Below are 21205 nucleotides of genomic sequence, written 5' to 3' on the forward strand. Positions count from 1 at the left end.
ACCGCTGCAATCAGGGCTAAACCGCGCCTCAAGGCAGCTTTTGCGACGTAGATTAAAGTATAGAAACCTCACAAATGTTATTTATTAATTTATTTTGCTAGAAAATGCTAGAGTATATAGTACAATTCTGAGATTAACGTAAAAAGAAAGTATCTGTGATACTGCGTATGCTAAGGTACTGAATTTAGTTTCCAGCTCTAAGTCAGGTATCGCTAATGAGTTTGAACAAGTGAGTAAAAAAAGTGTTTTACTTGGTATAAGACGTCCGTTAAGACTATATTTAATAGCACGCTAATCAATAAGGTATTATCCTTCAATATTTGTGAATAAAACAATTTTAAAATGGATAATAAAAGCTTTAAACAAAGCGACACCAGTTGTCATCTAATCACTTAGCTTTATATATTTAATTAATGCACTAACATATACTGATCGGGGTAATTAATGAGCAACACCAATATTGAAGTACAGGCTAGTATTATCCATCAAATCATTAAAGACCTTAACCATACTACCGAGGTTCCTCCGTTATTACGAGATAAACTACACGCTGACTATCAACAGGTCATAAAACTTATTGAGTTTCTTGAGAGTCAATTAGAAAAGAATGGTCTGGCTCACTCTAAGCTAAAGAAATTTGATAGGAGTAACACTTTAGGTCAGGTTTTGGCACAATACATGTTCGAAATGCCATCTTTAATGTATCTCACATATACTCGCACCACTAATAGAGGTGCAAACAATATCTATATTCAAAAGGTTATTGGTTTCTATCCATTTAGTAGTCGTCTGCCAGCCCCTACTAATGAAAATGAAACCATAAATATTTTTGAAGCAGAGAGTATATTTCAAACTCGATTACGTAGAATTAGCAAATTATTAACTAAAGCACTTCACTACCATATTTACAAAGAGGCTATGACTACAGGCGACCACTTGCCTATTATTTTCTACAGACAAAACGGCATAAATTATTTATATATAGCTTTACTTAGTTTAAAAGATAATATTACTATTAACGAAAATACTGGCGAAATACTAGATATCAAACATATTGATGCAGGAGCCTTGAAAGTTGCTTGTAGGATAAATCTAGATTCGTTAAATAAACACAAAGAAAATAATCTAGATGATAATGCTACTAACAACTATGTATCATGGATTCAAAAGGGTAAGGCTTTAAAAATACATGAGTATATACAAGACTTCTTACCCGTATTAGTTAGAATTGATGACAAATCTGCCACGACAAAAGCTATAGTCACTCTGGAGAAGTATCTAAAGCAAAGTACTTTACCTGATAATGCTAAGAAAGAGGTGCATAAAGATGTACTTGCTCTATTCAAACGAAGAGCAGAAGATAAACAGCCTATTAGTCTTGTTGAAGATGTTGATCCTATTTTGACTGCAAAGGCTGAAGCTTACAGCATTGATATCAGTGAGGAGGATAGCTTCAAAACTTTTAGAGAACAAAATGGATATGGTCCTGATGATGAGGATAATAGTAATATTTTTTCACCTTCTAGAGAACCTTTAAAAAACTTTGAGATATTTGATCTCATAGTAGGCGATGACGAGTTCATTAAGATCAGTGGTAAGCAAAGTCTTATTGGCGATAAAATACGTTTAAGCCCAGATGAAGATAACCCTGAGTTAATCATAAGATTAGACCCCAACGAACTTGAGAAAGTCAAAATAGAATTTGCAAAAGCTAATAGATATGAATCTGATGCAGACGAAAATAGCTAGTTTAATACAAAATAGTGAACAGTTAGCTTTTGATAGTAGTAATACTATTAAAGGGGCTTTTGTAGTGGAAGATTCGGATGACTTTGAGTTTATTAAAAAATTTAGGGGTGGTGATTATACAAAATTTGCAACTTTCGTAGATAATGAGCCGACTTTAAATATTGGTGATACCATTAATTACATTTTGACTATAAGAAGAATCGATAAGCAGTTTTCATCATATCAAAATTATATAGAATCATACTTGTTAGATGTTAACGATGGGAGTGATGACGCACTCATATATGAATCGTTGTGTATGAACCCCTTTAATGAAAGCCTGCTAAATACTATCAACTTGATTATAGCGTTTGTCCATACGTTAAAATCTATTTATTATAGTAATAGCTCTCAAGTTGTTGTTTTCGGTAAAACGCATAGTGAAATACCAATAAAACCTAGAGAGTCTAAAAGGTATTTAGATATTGCAAATAACTATGTTGAGAAGAAAGACAGTTTGATTAAGTTACATACGTGGCTAACGAGCAATGTTGATATTGCTAATGAAGATATTAAAAATAAGTTATTACTACATGAAGCTGAAAAGCATACTATTTTAGCGACTGAAATAATAGACAATTTACGACTAACTTCTAAGAGTGATAAAATATTCATACTGCTAGATAATATTGATGATATTTATCAATCAGTAATATCTAAATACTCATTATATCTTGATGATTTTAAGTTCTCTAAATTTAACGATAAAATAGCAGAATATGCTGAAAAGTTTTTAGAAAAAACAGATACTATTATTACTAGCTTACAGGCACAGATTTTAGCTATACCCTTAGCTATAGCATTAATATCTGTATCTAAAGTCAGTGCCAATATTAATGGATTTTTAATTGGTTCTTTTTTAGTTTATGCCATTATAGTTATATACGCTACGAGCCAACAAGCTTATAACTTATACAACTTACGCCGTAGAATAGCTGAGTTTGTAGAGGAAAATAAAATACCTGAAAATTTAAAGAGCAAATGGGAAAAAGAGATATCTCCAGTCAAAGTTAAAATTGGTTTTCACGCTTTATATCTTCTAATCACTTTAGTTTTGCTTTGTCTTATAGTTGCTAATTGTATTTCTTACTTCCATTATTGGAGTAATTGGTTTCCTTTTAATATGCTGAATACAGCTCTAGCTCATATGCCATGATAATTATTTACTCTATTCGATATTTTCTCAAACCAAATTTAAACCACTAAATCATAGCCCTCACCCTTGCCATAATCCCACGCCCAATCACCAATCTCACATAAATAATCGCGATAGCAAACAGTAGCGCGATTAATAATGCCCCGCCAATGCCTAAGTTTACCCACGGCACGCTAAAGCGTAGATTGAACCATTGGGTAATGGCAAACCATGCGCCAACACTAGCGATAGTCATCGCAAACACCGCCGCACTAACCCCAAGTACCCCAATCTCCAAGATATTCAGCTTATATAAATCAGACTTTTGCATGCCTAATAATCGGAATGACGCGCTTTCTTGCATCCGATCTTGGGAAGTGGAGAGTAGCGAGCTAATCAGTACCATAATCCCCGTCAATAATGCCAGTAAGGTGAACACATAGACCAAGCGGCTCATCTGCGTCACTAAGTCTTGGATTTGCTCCGCGATAGCCGTGCCATCGATAGTCGTCACCGCAGGGAACTGGCGTACTAGCTGACCTTGGAGCTCTGCAATACTGGCTTCAGGCACATGGGCAGTCGCGAACTGGATTTGCGGCGCCGCAGATAGAACATCTGGTTCAAACAAGAAATAAAAGAACGGACTCGGGCCACGTTCAAACCTTGAGCGGATACTAGTGATTTGACCCGTCAGCTCGATACCTTGAATATTGAAGACGACTTGATCGCCCATGCCAACATTAAGCATATCGGCTGCGGTATCTAAGATAGATAACGGTTGGACTTGCTGTAGCTTAGAGGTTTGTGGATCTTGACCTTCGATAGGCGTATAGAGCTTATCTTGAGTCGCGGTATCGCTAATAAACTCAGTATCCATCACGCTATCGGCGTAGCTTAAGTTAAACACTCGCGTCGGGTCATCTTGGTTATCAGGGGCTTCGATATCGGCAGCGGCAACCCCATTAGCGGTGACCACGCGCGCGCGAATGACAGGATAATAGCTGACGGGTGCTTGTAGAATATTGTTAATCGCTTCGTGCTGCTCGGTTTGTACATCGAGCAAAAATATATTCGGTGCGTCCTCTGGATAAGCGTTAACGAACTGCTCATTAATGCTGTAATTCAACGTAGTAATTAGTGTTAGTACTGCTACTGATAGCGCTAACGTCACAAAGAATAGCGCTGATTGATTGCCTTTACGCGCCAGATTATGAATGGCGATACGCTGCATCCAACTGACTTTACGACGCTTAGCAATTCCCGCTAGCAGCCCTAACCAACTTCGAGCCAATAGCCAAAACACCGCGACAAAGGCAATTAGGCCAATGAGTAATTGCGCGGATAATATCCATGAGCCGACTTCATAAGCGAAGAACAGATAGAGACCGATAAACATCACCGTATACGACAGCAGTGGCAAACGTTGAAACCAAGATTGATCGGCAGCGGCTTGGCTAGCGCCTTGATTGAGTAGGGTAGCAGGGGTAGTGGTGCTCAGCTCACTGAGTCCGCGCTGGGTAATCACTATGGTCAATATAATAGCGATAAGGGCGGTTTTGACAATACTAATAGGGTTAATAGCTAGACCGATATCGGCAGGCAAGATAGCCGATAAATAGGGCTGGCCGATTTGCAATAGCCCGAGACTGAGTACGATAGCGGCGATGCTAGCGATGATCGAAGTCGTTAATAAAAGTCGATAATAACTGGCTTTAATCTGTCTAACCGGTTCACCCATCGCCATGCGAATGGCATTATTGGACTGCTGCTTAGTGACAAAAGCGGTGATAACCCCGTACATAGCGACCGCTGATAATAGCAATACCGCGATGACCAGTAACTTCAAAAACATCAGCACATTATCAGAGATACGCGAGACTTGCGTGTCCTCAGAGTCAATATCAGAAAGCCGGATATCAGGATAGCTAACTAAGGTTTGCTGTAATTGCTCATTTAATGTGGCTATGGTTTCCGCGTCACCCGCTATCTCGATACGATAACGCACACGGCTACGCTGACTTAATAGATTAGTCGACTCCAGCGCGTCCTCTTGCATTAATACATGCCCGCCAAAATCAAAGGCACTTAGCGGACGGTCAGGCTCTTTGGTCAGTATATCGCTGATAGTAAACTCAGCTTCGCCAATGTTAATAGTATCGCCAACACTAGCGTTAAGACCCTGCAGCACTTCTGGCGCGACGACTACGGTGTTAGGTTTGAGCTGTTGCCATAGAGGTTTGCCTGAAGCAGTTTGGGCTTCACCGTATAGCGGATAAGCAGGGGTGACGCCCTTGACGCGGACGAGTAAAGTTTGCTGATCGGTCACTGCCATCGAGCTAAACTGATAATCGTAAACGATTTGGTCATCAGGCAAATCTTTGACTTGTTCTATGATTTGCGCGGGCCATTCTTGATTGCTCTCTAACACTAAGTCGCCACCGACGAGCGCACGCTGATTGTCGGTGATATATCTATCGACAGATTGTTGGATAGAGTCAAGAGTCAGATAAGTGGCAAGTGATAAGGTTAGGGTAATTAAGAATAAAACCGGATAAACCCAACGTCGCCACCAGCTACGGGTGAGGGCTTTAGTGCCTAAAGTAGCAGTAAAAACTTGGCTTATGTTAGCGCTAGACGGCTTAGTCTGATCACTCTTAGCAGCATTATCCATTAACTTTTGATCCGTCTATAGTAGGTATTAAATAAAAGTACCATATGTATTTTCTACCAGTAAGGCTGATGGAAATTTTTGCAGCCTCTGTCAGCTTAGACACAGCACGCTAGAAAATTTCATCAGCCTTGCGGTCACTCTTCAAAAGCGACCCATCTATCATGCCATCATGCATAGTAATAACTCGATCCGCCATCTCGGCAAGCGCAGGATCATGAGTGACTACCACTAGCGCGGAACCCGTTTGTTGACGTAGATCTAATAATAGCTGCATCACTTGATCAGCGTTTTGCTCATCCAAGTTACCCGTAGGTTCATCAGCAAAGACAATTTTAGGTCGGGAGACCAAGGCACGCGCGACAGCAGTACGCTGCTGTTCACCGCCTGATAGTTGACTCGGTAAGCTATCACGGCGATGACCCAATCCGACGGCTTCTATTAATTCATCAACGCGCGCTTGATCGGGACGACGAGCGATATCGAGCGGGAAGGCGATATTTTCAGCGACAGTTAAAGTTGGCAATAGATGAAAGGACTGAAAGACAAAACCCATATCGCGCTGACGAATAGCCGCCAGTTTATCTTCATCAAGGCTGCTTAAGGTTTGCTCTGCCAATTTAACCGAGCCACTATTAGGATAATCGAGCGCGGCTAGTAAGCCAAGCAAAGTTGATTTGCCTGAGCCGGACTTACCCATAATCACCACGAACTCGCCAGCATTGACATGGATATCGACGTCTTTAATGATGGTGAGCGAACGTTCGCCTACCGAGACCGTTTTGGTTAAGCCAGTAGCGCGGAGCAGTACTTCTTGGTTAGAGGCAGGATTCACATTATTAGCTTTTGTTAGGCTCATTGCGCAGTCTCAGTGGTAGGCGTTTCTACAGGGGTAAGCGAGTTTGCTTGCATAGATTGCAGCATTCTATCGACTTCAGGCTTCAGCACGGGCAAGATATTATTATCAACGATGATGGTATAACCTTCTTTAGTCGGGTGAATAGCATCAGCTTGATTAAGCTCGGCTTTACCACCGACCCCGTCCAAAAAGAACGGAATCATTTTTAGGTTCATATCTTTAGCGATACGCGGATAGATAGCCGAGAAGGATTTGACGTAATCATTACCGAGATTGTCATAGATTTGCATACCGCCTAAAATGACTTCGCTACCGTTATCTTGTAGATGCTTGACCGCGGTACGAATATTTTTTTCAACAGTAGTGACATCGAGACCGCGAATCGCATCATTAGCGCCAATAGTTAATATCGTGATATCAGGTTCGGTCTGGCTCACCCAATCGAGACGATTGACTAGTCCGGTACTGGTTTCGCCACTGAGACCAGAATTGACCACGTCCACATTCTTATAGCCCATCTGCTTGAGCTTCGCTTCTAATTGCGCAGGATAATTATCTTCAGGGTCGACACCTAAGCCTTCGGTTAGTGAATCGCCAAGGGCTAAAATGGTTATAGGTTGTGACTTTTCTTCCTGATCCGTAGCACTGATACTTGCCGCTCCTTCAACCACTACAGGCTTATTAACCGTTGCCGTTTCAGTGGTTTGTGGCTCGTTAGCAGCTTCTGTTTCAGCAGGTTTTTGACAGCCACTTAGCACTAATGCTGCTGTCAATATACCGATACTCATCTTATGAATAGTTATGCTATGAACAGCTCGCTTCAGTAGGCTGAGGTTTTGATTTTTCATCATAGATATATCTCTTAATCGATCGAACCAGTGTAGCAAAATAAGACAAGCACCAGTATTACCCTAAGGTTGTTTTATTGATTTTGCCCTTAAACCTTTAAGATCAGGGTGATAAATGCGAATTTATCAAATATAAATTTACTCAAATTAGTTTCTTTAGAATTATAATTAAATAGGTAAAACTTATAAAATACTGAAGGAGTATGAGACCAAAATATTCAAAATTAGTAAATTGAATCAGCCAGTTCCTCAAGTAAATCCGTGTGAACACTAGAGGTATAAACAATAAACTCAACATTCATCTCTCTTAAGATAGCGATCATTTGTTGCGGGCCATCATGCATAATGAGAGTACGTTCGACAATCCCTTTCGAGGTTTTATAAAAAAGAGTAGCGTGGTTATGCACAATGGCAAATTTCTCTAGTTCTTTAGAAAAGACAAGAGTTCTACCCTCATCTTTTAAACGATGGTAATTTACTAAGCTATCAGAAAAATGATAATGAGCATCAAAAGGTAATTCCTTTTTAGCTACTTTAAGTATTTTTTTAGCTGAGGTTTGAGCTGATTTTTTATCAATGTAATTACTAAATTTTTGTGAGTTTTTATTTTTATAGGGTTTTTTCAAGAGCCAAAATATTAAAGTGACTATCAAATAAATGACAAGCAGTACCAAAAGCACTACGTTAAATGGCTCGAATATAACCATATATAGCAACAACAAAGTTCCTAATATACATAGCGCTAAAAATGTTTTTCTTATTTTAGACCAGTGCTTGTTTAGAAATTTCCTAAGCTTAAAGATAGGGCTAAATATGCCTTGAAACAATCTCACTCGCAAACGTAGGTTTTGAAAAATAATCATCTCTAGGAGATTTTGCTCAACTTGCTTTAAGAATGGCTCATCACATTTAGTTATGAGCTCTCTATTCATTGACTCACTCTCTAAAGAGTGAGTGGTCAGCTTTTCTTGGTTGTCCAAAGTATTATTCCTGTTAGCAATGTTTTAATAAATACTCAACTAAACCTGTTTACCATCGACCATAATCGGACGACTGACTAACCACGCAAAACCGACATTAATCACCATCAAGATCAGCATAAGTAACAGTGCTAAGTCCCAATTACCAGTTAATTCATGTAGCCAACCTGTGCCTAACGGACCAAAGAATGCTAGCAAGTAACCAACGAACTGCGCCATGCCCGATAGCTCGCTGGACTGGTTGGTGGTATAAGTGCGCAGGGAAAACAGCATCATACTGAGCGTAAAGATAGCAGAACAACCTGCTCCCATCAAACCTGACCACAGCCAAGCTAAATCAGGGGTTAGATAACTGACTCCTAACACCCCAATGACGTTGAGCACCGTAGCTAAGATCGCGAGCGCTTGAATAGGGCGGCCACGATTGACGAGCCAAGTCAAACTTAAAATAGAGAGCGGCGCCATAAATTGAAACACCGAGCCCATCTGGCCAGCAGCAACTGGAGTTAAACCCTTACTGACCCAAATAGAAGGTAAAAAGCTGGCTACAGTATAAAACAGTAATGACTGCAAGCCCATAAATACCGCTATTTGCCATGCAAAAGACGTACGCCACATCGAAATCTTTGAAGATCCTGAGGGCGGCAAAACAGCAGCTTGATGATTAGAAGAGCCCAAACTAAAACGCAAAAATACCCAAATCGCTAGGGCAAATAGTCCCAACAACGACCAACCACCGAGCGACCATTGCCAACCGACACTTTCAGATAACGGTAATACCACCCCTGCGACAATACCCGCAGACACCGTCATGGTCAGGCTAAATAGGCCAGTAATCAATGGAATATGTTGCGGAGTGCGCTGCTTGATAACGGGTGCCGCCAAGGTGTTAGCAAAGCCGATAGCCAAGGTCAGTAATAAAGTACCCGTTAAGAATCCCAGCCAAGTTGGTATGACAGTACGAATAATCATACCTGCCGTTAATAAACCAATCATCGCAATGAGCGTATTCTCAAGACCAAAGCGCTTACCAATCGTTGGTGCGATAAGCGCGCCCACTGCAAACGTTAGCATCGGCACCGCACCCAGCCAACCAATCTGCGTCTCAGAGATATTGAGCGCCTCTTGCACCACTGGTGCAATAGAGCCAAGGGCGACAATAGGCGCACGCATATTGGTCGCCAGTAATATCATGGCGCATAGTACGAGCCAAAAAGTGAAGCGCGATGAAGGCAGCTTAAACGCTGACGAGGTATCTGGGTGAGACTGTGGTGGCAAATCAGACGGCAAATGGGAGGAGGTAGACATAGCAGCACGACTATTATTAAAATGAGAAAAAGGACACGTCATTAAACAACGCCGAAGAATCGTCGCTGATAAATAACACTAAGGAAAACGCACCTAAACGGTGACTAACATTATCAATCAGAATCGCAAATCAGAACTAGACATTACTTGCACAGCGCAAGGAGTACGAGCTTGTTACCCTATAAGCTAGGGTAAACATAATGTATGGGTAGTGGCTTTATATATGAGTAATAGCCTATACGAGTATGGCTTTGAGAGATTGATTGTCGTCAATCACACATAACGTGGCTACGGCATCAGGCGCGCTGAAGCTATTATTGGCACTTTTTTCACTCACCCTTTTATGGACAACTGATCTAAAACCAACCATATAAACAGCTGATGGCACAATAAAAAATAGCGCCAGCCACTTTCAAAGTGACTAGACGCTATTATAAGAACAGATGTAAGGTAAATGCTACCAGCGTATGGTAACCAATGTGACCTTTATACAGATTTGCCTAATTGAGCAGCTCTAAGCGCGTTTTCTTGCTGCTCTGCGATGATTGAATCGCATTTGTTAGGATCGTTACCACAAAACGAGCAGTTTTCATCGCCCATCAGTTTTGCAACGCCGCCGCAAGATCCTCTAAGCGGCTTTTTTTTGACCATATAACCGATACCCATAAACACAAAGAATAGGATAAATACAGTAAAGGTAATAGCAAGCATGGGAAGTAGTTGGCTAAGCATAGAGGAGGCCTCGTTTTAAAAATAGGGCAGTCATCAGTAAAGATAACTTACTAATAGTATAGCAAATTTTTGCATTGCTCGTTGATACTAATAGGGTGTTCTTTACAGCATTACACTAGGGCATGCCCTCAATTCAACCGATAGCGATCTAAATAGGCTAAAAGTGGTTAAACATCGCCAAATATCGGCCAAACATCATCAAATAGCTAGATAATATCATCGATATGATCTGCGCTATTTTCCTTGTTTGACAGCAAGTTACCTTGCTTTTATCCTCATTTTTAAAATGAGGACACGCCCTAGAAATTTACGGTTGTTTATCAGCACGCAGGTTCATCATCGCCGGTGTCTGTACTAGTTGCCAATCATCGATACTGTCTAAACGTTCTTTGGCTAAAGAATCACTAGGCTTGATACCGTCAGCTAATATCACAAACAGCGCGGCTAGGTTTTGTTCCTTAGCGACTTTTAAGGCCTTTTCATAAGGCATCGCCGTCAGTGCCGTTGCCCAGGCATCTGCCAACGCAACCGAATCTGCAGCCACGGTGACCGAAGGAGCACCACCAACAATAGGCTTGCCAGTGGTGGGATCGATCGTGTGACTATAGTGCTTACCATTAAAGACGACCGAGTTGCGATAGTTCCCTGACGTTGCTAGATGCATCTGATTCGTCGTGTTCATCGGTTGACGGATGGCGGTAATTGTTTGGCGTTCGCTAACGGTGCTACCGTCGATAGGCGCATCAATCGCAATTTGCCACGGTTGCTGTTGGTTATTGACACCAGAGGTCGCAATTTCACCACCAATCTCGACCATATAATTACGGATTTTATAGTTGTTTTTGAGGACGTCAGCGATAACGTCAACTCCGTAGCCTTTTGCCACTGCTGAAAAATCAAGCTCGATGCCGTCTTTGGTTTTAATAAGACCGTTGTCGTTTTGCACCACGCTCTCAAAGTCTACCAAGGCTTTTGCTTGCGCGATTTCTAGCGCAGTTGGCGGGCTTTGTAGGCGCTCAACCGTCATGGTGCTACCAAATCCCCATGTCTCAATCAGTGGCATCACTGTCGGGTCAAAGGCACCGCCTGATTGTTGATAGACTTGCCTAGACGCCTCTAATACATGGCTGAAATCGGAGTCGATAGCAATCGGCGTATCTTTGCCTAATTGATTAAATTTAGAAATAGTAGAGTCCGCTTGATAAGTGGACATGCTGTCATTGATATCTTGCAAACGCTTATCAATCGCGGCTTGGATGGCAGTTTCGTCTACATCATCCGGTAGTTGATAGCTAATATGGTAGCTGGTGCCCATCGTCTCACCGCTCAGATAATTATAATCTGGCGTTTGCTGGCAAGCAGTGAGGCTCACTGTACCGATGAGACCAATGAAGCCATATAGGGCGATAGTGTTGTTTTTATTAGTAGACAAGGAATACATTAAATTTTTCATAAGCTCTTTGCTATAGCATCAGGGGTGAATGTGGCTTTAGTTAAGCGTTGCCTATTTTACACCCCTTGCCACCCATAACGCCAATAACTCTAAAATTGCAAAAGTCAGCAAGCGTGTTAATGAGTCCCTAGTATATTTATGCTTATTATTTCACTTGCGACTCACGTATTAACTTATAGAGCTTTGGCGGTGATAGGCGATTGACTCTCGTGGCCAGTTTTTCTTGTTTGCCACCAACGATGATGTATTCTTTATCGTTACTAAGCGCCTTAACGACTTGCTTGGCAAAGGCAGTTGCAGTCAGTCCTTTATTGGTCGCCTCATCCATGGTACCTTGGGCGCTACCATCTCCTGTCAGCGCGTTAATAGAAACGTTGGTTTGGATAAAGCCTGGAAATATGGTAGCAACCTCTATGCCTTGATCATGCAATTCTGCACGTAAACTGTTCGCCCACATATGCAAGGCGGCCTTGGCTGCGCCATAAGCACCGCGATATTGCGTACCGAGTAAGCCTGCCACACTTGATATCATCACGACTTTGCCGCCGCCTTGTGCGATCATATCTGGCAAAACCAATCTTGTGAGACGGGTTTGTGCAAAATAGTCTATCTCCATAATTTGCCGTTCGACCTCTTCACTGGTTTCCATAATAAGCGCGCGTTGACTGACGCCAGCATTATTAATCAGCCAGTCAATGTTCCCTGCTTGTGTGATAGCAGCGTCATAGGCTTCTTTCGCTTGCTCGGCATCACTAATATCAAAAGGCATAATGATATGTTTTTTGCTGTGTTTGCAGCTTTTTTTGACCGCTGCCAATTTTGCCTCATCACGACCACTCAAGATAATCCGAGCACCGCGTTTGGCAAAAGCAATGGCTAAGGCTTCACCGATACCGCTAGAAGCACCAGTTATCCAAATGGTTAATTCCTTTACTTTAGCTTTCATAAGAATCCTTTCTTAAATAATTGAAGTTTTTCATAGACTTTAGCCAATGATTTTTTTAGCTTAAGAATATTTCTATTTTAAAGCCACAAACTGGATACCATCATATATTAAATTCAAAAAAATAAAAAAGGCATCTAATAGGATGCCCTTAATTTCTAATACTTTTCATCACTACATAAACTCTAGAGGTATTCTCTTTAATTTACTCTAGCATTTGTATAACGATAACCTTTTGACTCTAAGCAAGCAGTCAATAATGTATTTTCTTTCTCACTATTTACGTTTGCCATACCGATATCATAGCGGCATTTTTGTAGAGCGCTGTTCACATCATTTTGTGAGACACCTGCTTTTTGCCAAGTAGGTTGGGCCATTTGTACTGAGCGATGAGACATAGGGTCAGTCGTACAACCAGAGATGAATAAAACAGAGGCAACAAAGCCCGTAAATACACCAAATTTCATATCATAACCTTGAGTTGAGAATATTATCCAAAAAACATAACTATCGATTTGAATGTTAGCAACTAACTATAGTAAATGTAAGGTTATAAAAATAAAAAAAGAGCCTCAATTGAGACTCTCTTTTATAGTATTAATTTAATCGTGTTTCTCTAACCAGTCGGCTTAACCACCAAAGTCATCAAGCATGATATTTTCGTCTTCAACACCAAGGCTATGCAACATGTCGATTACCGCCGCGTTCATCATCGGTGGCCCACACATGTAATATTCACAGTCCTCTGGGTTTGGATGATCTTTGAGATACTCTTCTAGCAAGACGTTATGGATAAAGCCAGTATAGCCATCCCAATTGTCTTCAGGAAGCGGATCAGACAAAGCCACATGCCACTCAAAGTTATCGAACTCTTCTTCTAGTTGATCATAATCTTCAACATAGAACATCTCACGAATAGAGCGTGCACCGTACCAAAAGCTAATCTTACGCTTAGTGTTTAAGCGTTTAAGCTGATCAAAGATGTGTGAGCGCATCGGTGCCATACCTGCACCACCACCCACAAAGATCATCTCAGCTTCGGTGTCTTTGGCAAAGAATTCACCATAAGGACCTGAAACCGTCACTTTATCACCAGGCTTTAAGCTAAATGTCCAAGAAGACATCTTACCTGGTGGGATACCGTCAGGGCCACGTGGCGGTGGACTAGCGATACGAATGTTAAACTTAATAAGGCCTTTTTCTTCTGGGTAGTTGGCCATTGAATAAGCACGAATAACCGGCTCATCAACTTTTGAGACATAGTTGAAGATACCGAATTTTTCCCAGTCTTCTCTATACTCTTCGGCCACATCGAAGTCTTTGTAATGTACTTCATGCGGTGGCGCTTCCAACTGTACATAACCACCAGCGCGGAAGTTAACTTCTTCGCCTTCTGGAATTTTAAGCACTAGCTCTTTAATAAAGGTGGCAACGTTATCGTTAGAGATAACTTCACATTCCCACTTTTGTACATCAAAGAATTCAGGATCAATCTCGATTTTCATGTCTTGCTTAACAGCTACCTGACAAGCCAAGCGCATGTGATTACGGATTTCACCTTGGGTAAAATAGCCTTCTTCGGTAGGCAAAATAGAACCGCCCCCTTCAATAACGCGGCAACGACACTGCGCACACGTACCACCACCACCACAGGCTGAAGATAAGAAAATACCTTCGCTCGCCAGTGTCTGTAGTAGTTTTCCGCCTGCCGGTGTCACGACGTCATTATCGGGATTGTCATTGATATGGATAGTAACATCGCCTGAACTGACCAGTCTTGAGCGCGCTGCCAAAATAATGGCAACGAGTCCCATGATGATCAAGGTAAACATAGCAACGCCACCAATCGCCGTAGCGTAATCCATGGTAGGTATCCTTAATCTATGGAGTAGGGGTGCGAAAAGACGTCATTGCGTGTTTCCTGAACCCCTACCGAATAAATGAATTAAATAGGTCAAATCGCTAAATAGGCTTTTAAGCTTAGCGGTCTAGATTGACATACCGCCGAAAGACATAAAGCCAAGTGACATCAGACCAACCGTGATAAAGGTAATACCGAGACCACGCAGCGGCGCTGGAATGTCTGAGTATTTTAATTTCTCACGGATACCAGCCAATGCAGTGATCGCCAGTGCCCAACCAAAACCTGCGCCGACGCCGTATACCATCGATTCACCAAAGTTGTAGTCACGCTCAACCATGAACAGCACGCCACCTAGGATGGCACAGTTGACAGTGATGAGCGGTAAGAATACCCCTAGCGCGTTGTAGAGACTTGGGACAAACTTATCCAAGAACATCTCTAGAATCTGTACCGTGGCAGCAATCAAACCGATATAACTGAGCAGACCTAAGAAGCTTAAGTCGATATCTGGGAAGCCTGCCCATGCCAGCGCACCATTTTTTAGAATGAACTGAAATAGTAAGTTGTTTAGCGGCACGGTAATCGCCATCACGACGACGACTGCAACCCCAAGACCAATCGCAGTGGACACTTTCTTCGATACTGCCAAAAAAGTACACATACCTAAGAAGTAGGCCAGCGCCATATTCTCAATAAAGACTGAGGTTATAAATAAACTAACATAATGTCCCATTAGTGACCGCCTCCATGTGCCATGCCTTTAGACTGCGGCTTCATTACAAATTCAGCATCTTCAACCTGTTCTGGTTTCCAAATACGAACGATGGCAATGAATAATCCAATGATAAAGAATGCTGACGGTGGCAACAGTAATAGACCGTTTGGAATATACCAACCGCCATCAGTAACAGGCTGTAGGATGGTAATACCAAACCACGTACCTGCACCTAATAGCTCGCGGATAGTCGCGACAAATAACAGCACCGCCGAGTAGCCAAGACCGTTACCGATACCGTCCAAAAAGCTGGGTACGGGTGGATTGCTCATGGCAAAGGCTTCGGCACGGCCCATAACGATACAGTTGGTGATAATCAAGCCAACGAAGACCGATAGACCTTTACTGACATCATAAGCGACGGCTTTTAGCACTTGATCGACCAAAATAACCAGTGAGGCAATGATGGTCATCTGTACAATAATACGAATACTTGACGGAATTTGCTTACGAATAATAGAGATAAAGAAGCTCGAAAACGCTGTTACCAGAGTCAACGCCACACACATCACCAACGCATTGGACATGCTGGTCGTCACCGCCAGTGCCGAACAGATACCTAATATCTGTAGGGCAATGGGGTTATTATCAAAGATAGGCGAGGTTAAAATACTTTTAGTGTCAGCCATGTTATGCCTCCTTGCCGTTTGCTACTGGTAGGGTCGCTGCCAGTTCGGTTGTCGGTTGAGCGCTCTTATTGTCCGGTGGTGTCGACTGGCTCGCTTGGGCATCAACACTGTCAAGCGTTTGACCGTTCTGTTCGCGTAGCAAATCTAGGTAAGGCTTATAACCTTGCTCACCCAACCAAAACTGAATCATGTTGCTCACACCGCGACTGGTTAGCGTTGCACCGCTGATACCGTCAACCCAGTTGTCTTTTGGATTACCCGCTTTGGTCACACCCGTTGCCACGTCACCGTTTTCGTCATACGAGTGGATACCGCTCCACATCGCGCGCCATTTTGGCTCTTCGATGCGAGCGCCAAGGCCTGGGGTTTCTTTATGCTCATAAAAACTAATACCTTTGATGGTATTCATGTCGCTCTCAAGCGTTAAGAAACCATAAATCGTACCCCATAGGCCATAGCCTTGAATCGGTAGTACCACCATCTCAGGCTTACCTGCGTCATCTTCTTTGACGTAGACTTTGGCGTATTTAGGCTTGCGACCAATACTGGCTGGATCGTTATCCCCTAAGTCATCGCTCAGTGCTTTGTTCTTGGTCGCTTGGCTAGCGTCATAATCATTACGATCAGGGATGCCCGCGGCTTTTAGCGCGTCATCCTCTACATAATTGCCTTTATTCAAGTCAATGATTTTTACTTCAAAATCTTTGAAGCGCTCAGTAACGTCGTCAGCGGTATCAGATTCAGCATCGTACATACCGGCGGCGACTAAGATGTTTTTGTTGCGGTCTAAGCGTGCGTTTTCGACTTGTGCTGGCTTTAGACCAACAGCAGCTGCTGAGACCAATACGGAACACACCAAGCATAGCGTCAATGCCACACTGATGGTTTTCGCATTATTACTTTTGGGCTTGGACATAGCGAACCCTCCGTGCTGTTTGGCGTTTGATGTTTGCTTGGGTCACAAAGTAATCAAACAATGGAGCAAATAAGTTGGCAAATAGAATGGCCAGCATGATGCCTTCTGGGAAGGCTGGGTTGACGACGCGAATCAATACGGTCATAAAGCCAATCAAGATACCATAAGCCCAGCGGCCTTTATTGGTATGCGCAGCAGAGACTGGATCGGTCGCCATAAAGACAGCACCGAATGCAAAACCACCAATTACTAAATGCCAGTAAAACGGTAGGCTCATCATCAAGTTGTCTTTAGAGCCAATCATATTAAAGACAAGGGAGGTGGCAATCAGACCAACCACACAACCTGCCATGATGCGCCATGAGGCAATACGCGTCCATAACAGAACTGCTGCACCCATTAAGATTGCTAAGGTCGATACTTCACCGATACTGCCTTGCATGTTGCCTAAGAACGCATCACCCCACGTGATGGCATTACCGTAGACATCGACGAAATCCTGAGGTACTACGCCAAGTGCCGCTAGGCCAAGTGGTGTCGCTCCTGAAAAGCCGTCAACTGCTGTCCATACTGAGTCGCCTGACATATAAGCAGGATACGCAAAGTATAGGAACGCACGACCCGATAGGGCAGGGTTAAGGAAGTTCTTACCGGTACCGCCGAAGACTTCTTTGGCCACGACCACACCAAAGATGATACCTAAGGCTACTTGCCATAATGGAATATCTGGTGGTAGACATAGTGCGAATAATACAGAGGTCACAAAGAAACCTTCGTTGACTTCGTGTCCGCGCACCACGGCAAAGATAATTTCACAGAAAATACCGACGGCAAAGGTAACGATATAGATCGGTAAGAACTGCATCGCCCCGTAGACAAAACTCGCCCAAATACTGTCTGGGTTATAGCCTGCCATACTGGTGATGATGGTACGCCAGCCTTCAGGCTGCAAGCCAAGTTGAGTAATAGCTGTCAATGCTTGATGACCGATATTGTACATACCCCAAAACATTGCTGGGAAGGTACATAGCCAGACGGTAATCATAATGCGTTTTAGATCAATCCCGTCACGCACATGTGATGAGGCGTATGTCGTTGAGTCTGGTTGACGCAAAAACGTATCAAACATCTCAAAGATGGCATAGTATTTTTCGTGTTTGCCACCTTTGGTGAAAGACGGCTCCATACGATCGAACATATTGTGTAAAAATTTCATCGTGGTTAGCCCTCCAGTTCAATGCGCGTTAAGTTATCACGCAAAATATCACCGAATTCATATTTGCCAGGAGATACGAAGGTGCATAATGCTAAATCTTCTTCGTCCAATTCAAGTGCGCCCAAGTCTACTGCCGTGATGATGTCTTCGACAATCAACGCGCGTAATAGCTGCGTTGGCAGATAGTCTTGTGGCATGACCTCTTCATAAACCCCGATAGGTACCATCGCGCGCGGTGAGCCGTTACTGGTGGTGGTAAAGTTGTATTTTTTGCGACCGAAGAACTGCGAGATGTAGATAGGCAGTTTTGAGAAACGGTTTGCACCTGGTGTAAAGAAATGGAACGCTGGGCGTTCATGACCTTCAGGCAACACGCTGATTTGATCATGGAAGCGACCAACATAGGCAATATTCGAAAATGACTGGCGACCCGATAGCACTGAACCTGAAATAATACGGTTCTCGCCATCGATCAGTTGACCTTTAGTCAAGGCAGTAATATCTGCACCGCGTTCGGTAGCGATTAGGTGTGGGTTTTTGACCGCAGGGCCTGCTAGGCTTAGCAGGCGACGCGTATATAAGCGCCCAGTGGTAAATAGCTTCCCAATCGCAATCACGTCTTGGTAGCCGATCGTCCAGACGCTCACGCCACGCATGATTGGATGCAAGAAATGAATATGCGTGCCAGCCAGACCTGCTGGATGTTTGCCAGCAAAGCTATGATACTCAGTGACATTGTTAGCCGCAGTCTTCGCAACTGGCGTCAGCTGGGCATCACCATGATGGCAGACAAAGGTCTTAGGGCTGAGCGTCGATAGTACCGCAAGTCCGTCGTTGAACGCTTGCAGTTGCTCATTGATCAGCAGCATCGGGTCAAACGCTAAGGGATTGGTATCCATCGCGGTGACAAAAATGGCGTGCGGACGGGCACCGATTTCAGGAGAACGGCTATAGGGACGCGTACGGAACGCGGTCCATTCACCAGAGGCAAGCAGTTGGGTTTCAACGACTTCAGAATCTAGGTCAGCAAGTTGCTGGGAGTCGTAGCGCTGAAATTCTACTTCTTCACCGTTTGGGTCGACCGCAATCACAAGACTTTCGAACACACGACGCTCACCGCGATTAACGGCGATGACCTTACCAGCAGCAGGGGCAGTGTAGATAACGCCGACACGTTTTTTGTCTTCAAAAACGGGCTGACCTTTAGCTACGATGTCGCCTTCTTTGACATTCATCGTGGGCTTCATGCCCACATAATCATAGCCAATGAGTGCCACATGGGCAGGTCTGTGCTCAGATATCTCGCGGGAGGGTTCACCAGTGATGGGCAAATCCAAACCTTTTTTGATGGTAATCATAAGCGAAAACTTAGTCCATAGTCTAAAACGATACCAGACGTCCTGTTTGGTATATCGGTAGCATGAACGTCACGTTTTTCATCAAAGCCCTTAATCAGCCACATCCTAAAATAGGGCGGAGACAAAGCACTTAAATGTAACGCTGGATCATAACTACTAGTAAGAGTATTAACGCTGACCTTAGACTCCTTAACAACACGTTAATGTCTTATTCGAATTACCAAAGTGGCGACTGGCTACCAAGGTGCATGGCAAAATCATCCAATCAAAGTCTATTGTCAAAGCTGGTTGCTAAAAGCAATTGCTATAAAAAAGACAGTTTTGCCATGCGATTTATTAAAATCTTAAAATTTGTAACTCAGAGTGATTGGCTCAGGGACAAGAGTGAATCAAATAAATAACTGATGAAGGCAACATACCATTCAAGCAAAAAATTCATTTAGAGTGTAATGGCGCAGGTTGACCTATCGCAGGTGACCTATTTTGAGTTCTAATATCATCCGTTCAACAACGTATCAGCCAATGATCTAAAAACATATATGGCTGTTGTTCGATTCATCCTGACCGCCATGCAACATCAACTCATTTATGAGTGAATAAAAATGTGTAGCGCATGGTTGCTATCACTTAGAAACAAATACAAATTTACCTAGGATTATACGCTAAATTGACCTAAAATTGCCAGTCAGTAATTGAATTTACCTAATGTTGCCAGTGTCTCAGAGTGCTCAAACTTATGGTTATGATTGGCAGATTTTTTCATTTGCTCACACTATTCATTTGTTCATAATATAAGGACAGAGGTTTTCAAATGAGATTTTCAAATACCGTTAGGATTCAATTTTAGACGACTCTCTGTTAGCTCACTGAGTGGGGCTTTTTATCACTGTTTAACTTTGCTGTTTATTTTTAATATTACGTTTTATAAGGAATGCTATATGTGTGCTGTCCCTGTCATTATCCCGGCTATTGATCTAAAAGATGGTAAATGTGTGCGCTTAAAACAAGGCCGTATGGAAGATGATACGGTGTTCTCGGACGATCCCGTTGCCGTAGCAGCGCGCTGGGTAAACGAGGGTGCGCGCCGATTGCATTTGGTCGATTTGAATGGTGCCTTTGATGGGGTGCCAGTACACAAGCAAGTCGTCAACGACATCGCCAAAGCTTTTCCGCAGTTGCCTATTCAGTTGGGCGGCGGTGTGCGTAATATGAACACCATCGAGCAGTATATCACTGCCGGACTAACCTATATTATTATTGGCACTAAGGCCGTTGAAGATCCTAATTTTGTGGCTGAAGCCTGCCGCGAATTTGCCGGACATATTATCGTTGGTATCGATGCCAAAGACGGCATGGTGGCGACTCATGGCTGGGCGAATGTGACGGATACCAAAGCCACTGAGCTTGCCAAACGCTTTGCTGATGTGGGCGTATCGTCAATCGTTTATACTGATATTGCCCGCGATGGCATGATGCAAGGCGTTAACGCCCCGCAAACGGTTAATTTAGCACGTGAAGGTGGCCTGCCAGTGATTGCTTCGGGCGGCGTGACCAATATGCAAGATATCGAATTGCTTAAGCCTTATGGTGATTGTATTGAAGGTATTATTACTGGCCGCGCTATCTATGAAGGCACATTGGACTTAGCGGAAGCGCAACGTTATTTAGACAGCTAATGGATTTAAACGGTCAATAATGGGCTATCTTAATTACTGTTTTTAGCCCATTTAGTT

At 42.9% G+C, this 21205-nt stretch carries 18 protein-coding genes; 3 read left to right on the forward strand and 15 right to left on the reverse strand.

Annotation, left to right across the window (positions count from 1 at the left end; genetic code table 11):
- The first annotated feature begins 444 nt into the window (after nucleotides 1–444).
- Together HQR03_RS03040 and HQR03_RS03045 are read left to right on the forward strand one after the other, a co-directional pair.
- On the forward strand, nucleotides 445–1749 hold the full coding sequence (locus HQR03_RS03040) for a nucleoid-associated protein (RefSeq protein WP_173239084.1): 1305 nt from the start codon (nucleotides 445–447) through the stop codon (nucleotides 1747–1749).
- Nucleotides 1721–2944, forward strand: a complete 1224-nt coding sequence (locus HQR03_RS03045) for a hypothetical protein (protein WP_173239085.1) — start codon at nucleotides 1721–1723, stop codon at nucleotides 2942–2944. The genes HQR03_RS03040 and HQR03_RS03045 overlap by 29 nt, the downstream gene beginning before the upstream one ends.
- Nucleotides 2945–2990: 46 nt before the next feature.
- Here the strand turns inward: HQR03_RS03045 and HQR03_RS03050 are convergent, their stop codons facing one another.
- The 15 genes from HQR03_RS03050 to HQR03_RS03120 form a co-directional block, all read right to left on the reverse strand.
- Nucleotides 2991–5594, reverse strand: coding sequence for an ABC transporter permease (locus HQR03_RS03050; RefSeq protein ID WP_173239086.1), 2604 nt, complete (start codon nucleotides 5592–5594; stop codon nucleotides 2991–2993).
- Nucleotides 5595–5703: 109 nt separating this feature from the next.
- Complete coding sequence (locus tag HQR03_RS03055; protein WP_101211845.1) at nucleotides 5704–6450, reverse strand: ABC transporter ATP-binding protein; 747 nt, start codon at nucleotides 6448–6450, stop codon at nucleotides 5704–5706.
- Entirely contained in the window at nucleotides 6447–7301 is an 855-nt protein-coding gene (locus tag HQR03_RS03060; protein WP_173239087.1) for an arylesterase, read from the reverse strand. The genes HQR03_RS03055 and HQR03_RS03060 overlap by 4 nt, the downstream gene beginning before the upstream one ends.
- A gap of 221 nt (nucleotides 7302–7522) precedes the next feature.
- A complete protein-coding gene (locus HQR03_RS03065) occupies nucleotides 7523–8278 on the reverse strand; it encodes a hypothetical protein (protein WP_173239088.1) in 756 nt (251 codons plus the stop codon).
- A gap of 39 nt (nucleotides 8279–8317) precedes the next feature.
- The gene (locus HQR03_RS03070; RefSeq protein ID WP_173239089.1) at nucleotides 8318–9628 is read right to left on the reverse strand and encodes an MFS transporter; all 1311 of its coding nucleotides are present in this window, start codon (nucleotides 9626–9628) and stop codon (nucleotides 8318–8320) included.
- A gap of 444 nt (nucleotides 9629–10072) precedes the next feature.
- Nucleotides 10073–10318, reverse strand: a complete 246-nt coding sequence (gene nqrM, locus HQR03_RS03075; RefSeq protein ID WP_025652990.1) for a (Na+)-NQR maturation NqrM — start codon at nucleotides 10316–10318, stop codon at nucleotides 10073–10075.
- A 307-nt stretch (nucleotides 10319–10625) separates the two neighbouring features.
- Complete coding sequence (locus HQR03_RS03080) at nucleotides 10626–11771, reverse strand: FAD:protein FMN transferase (RefSeq protein WP_173239090.1); 1146 nt, start codon at nucleotides 11769–11771, stop codon at nucleotides 10626–10628.
- Nucleotides 11772–11916: 145 nt separating this feature from the next.
- On the reverse strand, nucleotides 11917–12717 hold the full coding sequence (locus tag HQR03_RS03085; protein ID WP_173239091.1) for an SDR family NAD(P)-dependent oxidoreductase: 801 nt from the start codon (nucleotides 12715–12717) through the stop codon (nucleotides 11917–11919).
- 197 nt (nucleotides 12718–12914) lie between these two features.
- Nucleotides 12915–13181: a hypothetical protein gene (locus HQR03_RS03090; protein WP_173239092.1), complete on the reverse strand. Its 267-nt coding sequence runs from the start codon at nucleotides 13179–13181 to the stop codon at nucleotides 12915–12917.
- Nucleotides 13182–13343: 162 nt separating this feature from the next.
- On the reverse strand, nucleotides 13344–14579 hold the full coding sequence (nqrF, locus tag HQR03_RS03095) for an NADH:ubiquinone reductase (Na(+)-transporting) subunit F (RefSeq protein WP_025652987.1): 1236 nt from the start codon (nucleotides 14577–14579) through the stop codon (nucleotides 13344–13346).
- A gap of 123 nt (nucleotides 14580–14702) precedes the next feature.
- Complete coding sequence (nqrE, locus tag HQR03_RS03100) at nucleotides 14703–15311, reverse strand: NADH:ubiquinone reductase (Na(+)-transporting) subunit E (protein ID WP_025652986.1); 609 nt, start codon at nucleotides 15309–15311, stop codon at nucleotides 14703–14705.
- Nucleotides 15311–15982, reverse strand: coding sequence for an NADH:ubiquinone reductase (Na(+)-transporting) subunit D (locus HQR03_RS03105; protein WP_025652985.1), 672 nt, complete (start codon nucleotides 15980–15982; stop codon nucleotides 15311–15313). The genes nqrE and HQR03_RS03105 overlap by 1 nt, the downstream gene beginning before the upstream one ends.
- Before the next feature lies 1 nt (nucleotide 15983).
- Nucleotides 15984–16898 carry a Na(+)-translocating NADH-quinone reductase subunit C gene (locus HQR03_RS03110; protein ID WP_025652984.1) on the reverse strand — a complete coding sequence of 305 codons (915 nt, stop codon included), beginning with the start codon at nucleotides 16896–16898 and terminating at the stop codon, nucleotides 15984–15986.
- Nucleotides 16879–18114: an NADH:ubiquinone reductase (Na(+)-transporting) subunit B gene (locus HQR03_RS03115; RefSeq protein WP_025652983.1), complete on the reverse strand. Its 1236-nt coding sequence runs from the start codon at nucleotides 18112–18114 to the stop codon at nucleotides 16879–16881. The genes HQR03_RS03110 and HQR03_RS03115 overlap by 20 nt, the downstream gene beginning before the upstream one ends.
- 5 nt (nucleotides 18115–18119) lie before the next feature.
- Complete coding sequence (locus HQR03_RS03120) at nucleotides 18120–19472, reverse strand: Na(+)-translocating NADH-quinone reductase subunit A (RefSeq protein ID WP_173239093.1); 1353 nt, start codon at nucleotides 19470–19472, stop codon at nucleotides 18120–18122.
- A 938-nt stretch (nucleotides 19473–20410) separates the two neighbouring features.
- Here HQR03_RS03120 and hisA point away from each other — a divergent pair.
- Nucleotides 20411–21148, forward strand: coding sequence for a 1-(5-phosphoribosyl)-5-[(5-phosphoribosylamino)methylideneamino]imidazole-4-carboxamide isomerase (hisA, locus tag HQR03_RS03125; protein ID WP_025652981.1), 738 nt, complete (start codon nucleotides 20411–20413; stop codon nucleotides 21146–21148).
- The last annotated feature ends 57 nt before the right edge of the window (nucleotides 21149–21205 follow it).

The sequence above is a fragment of the Psychrobacter okhotskensis genome (assembly GCF_013248965.1).
Classification (GTDB): Bacteria; Pseudomonadota; Gammaproteobacteria; order Pseudomonadales; family Moraxellaceae; genus Psychrobacter; species Psychrobacter okhotskensis.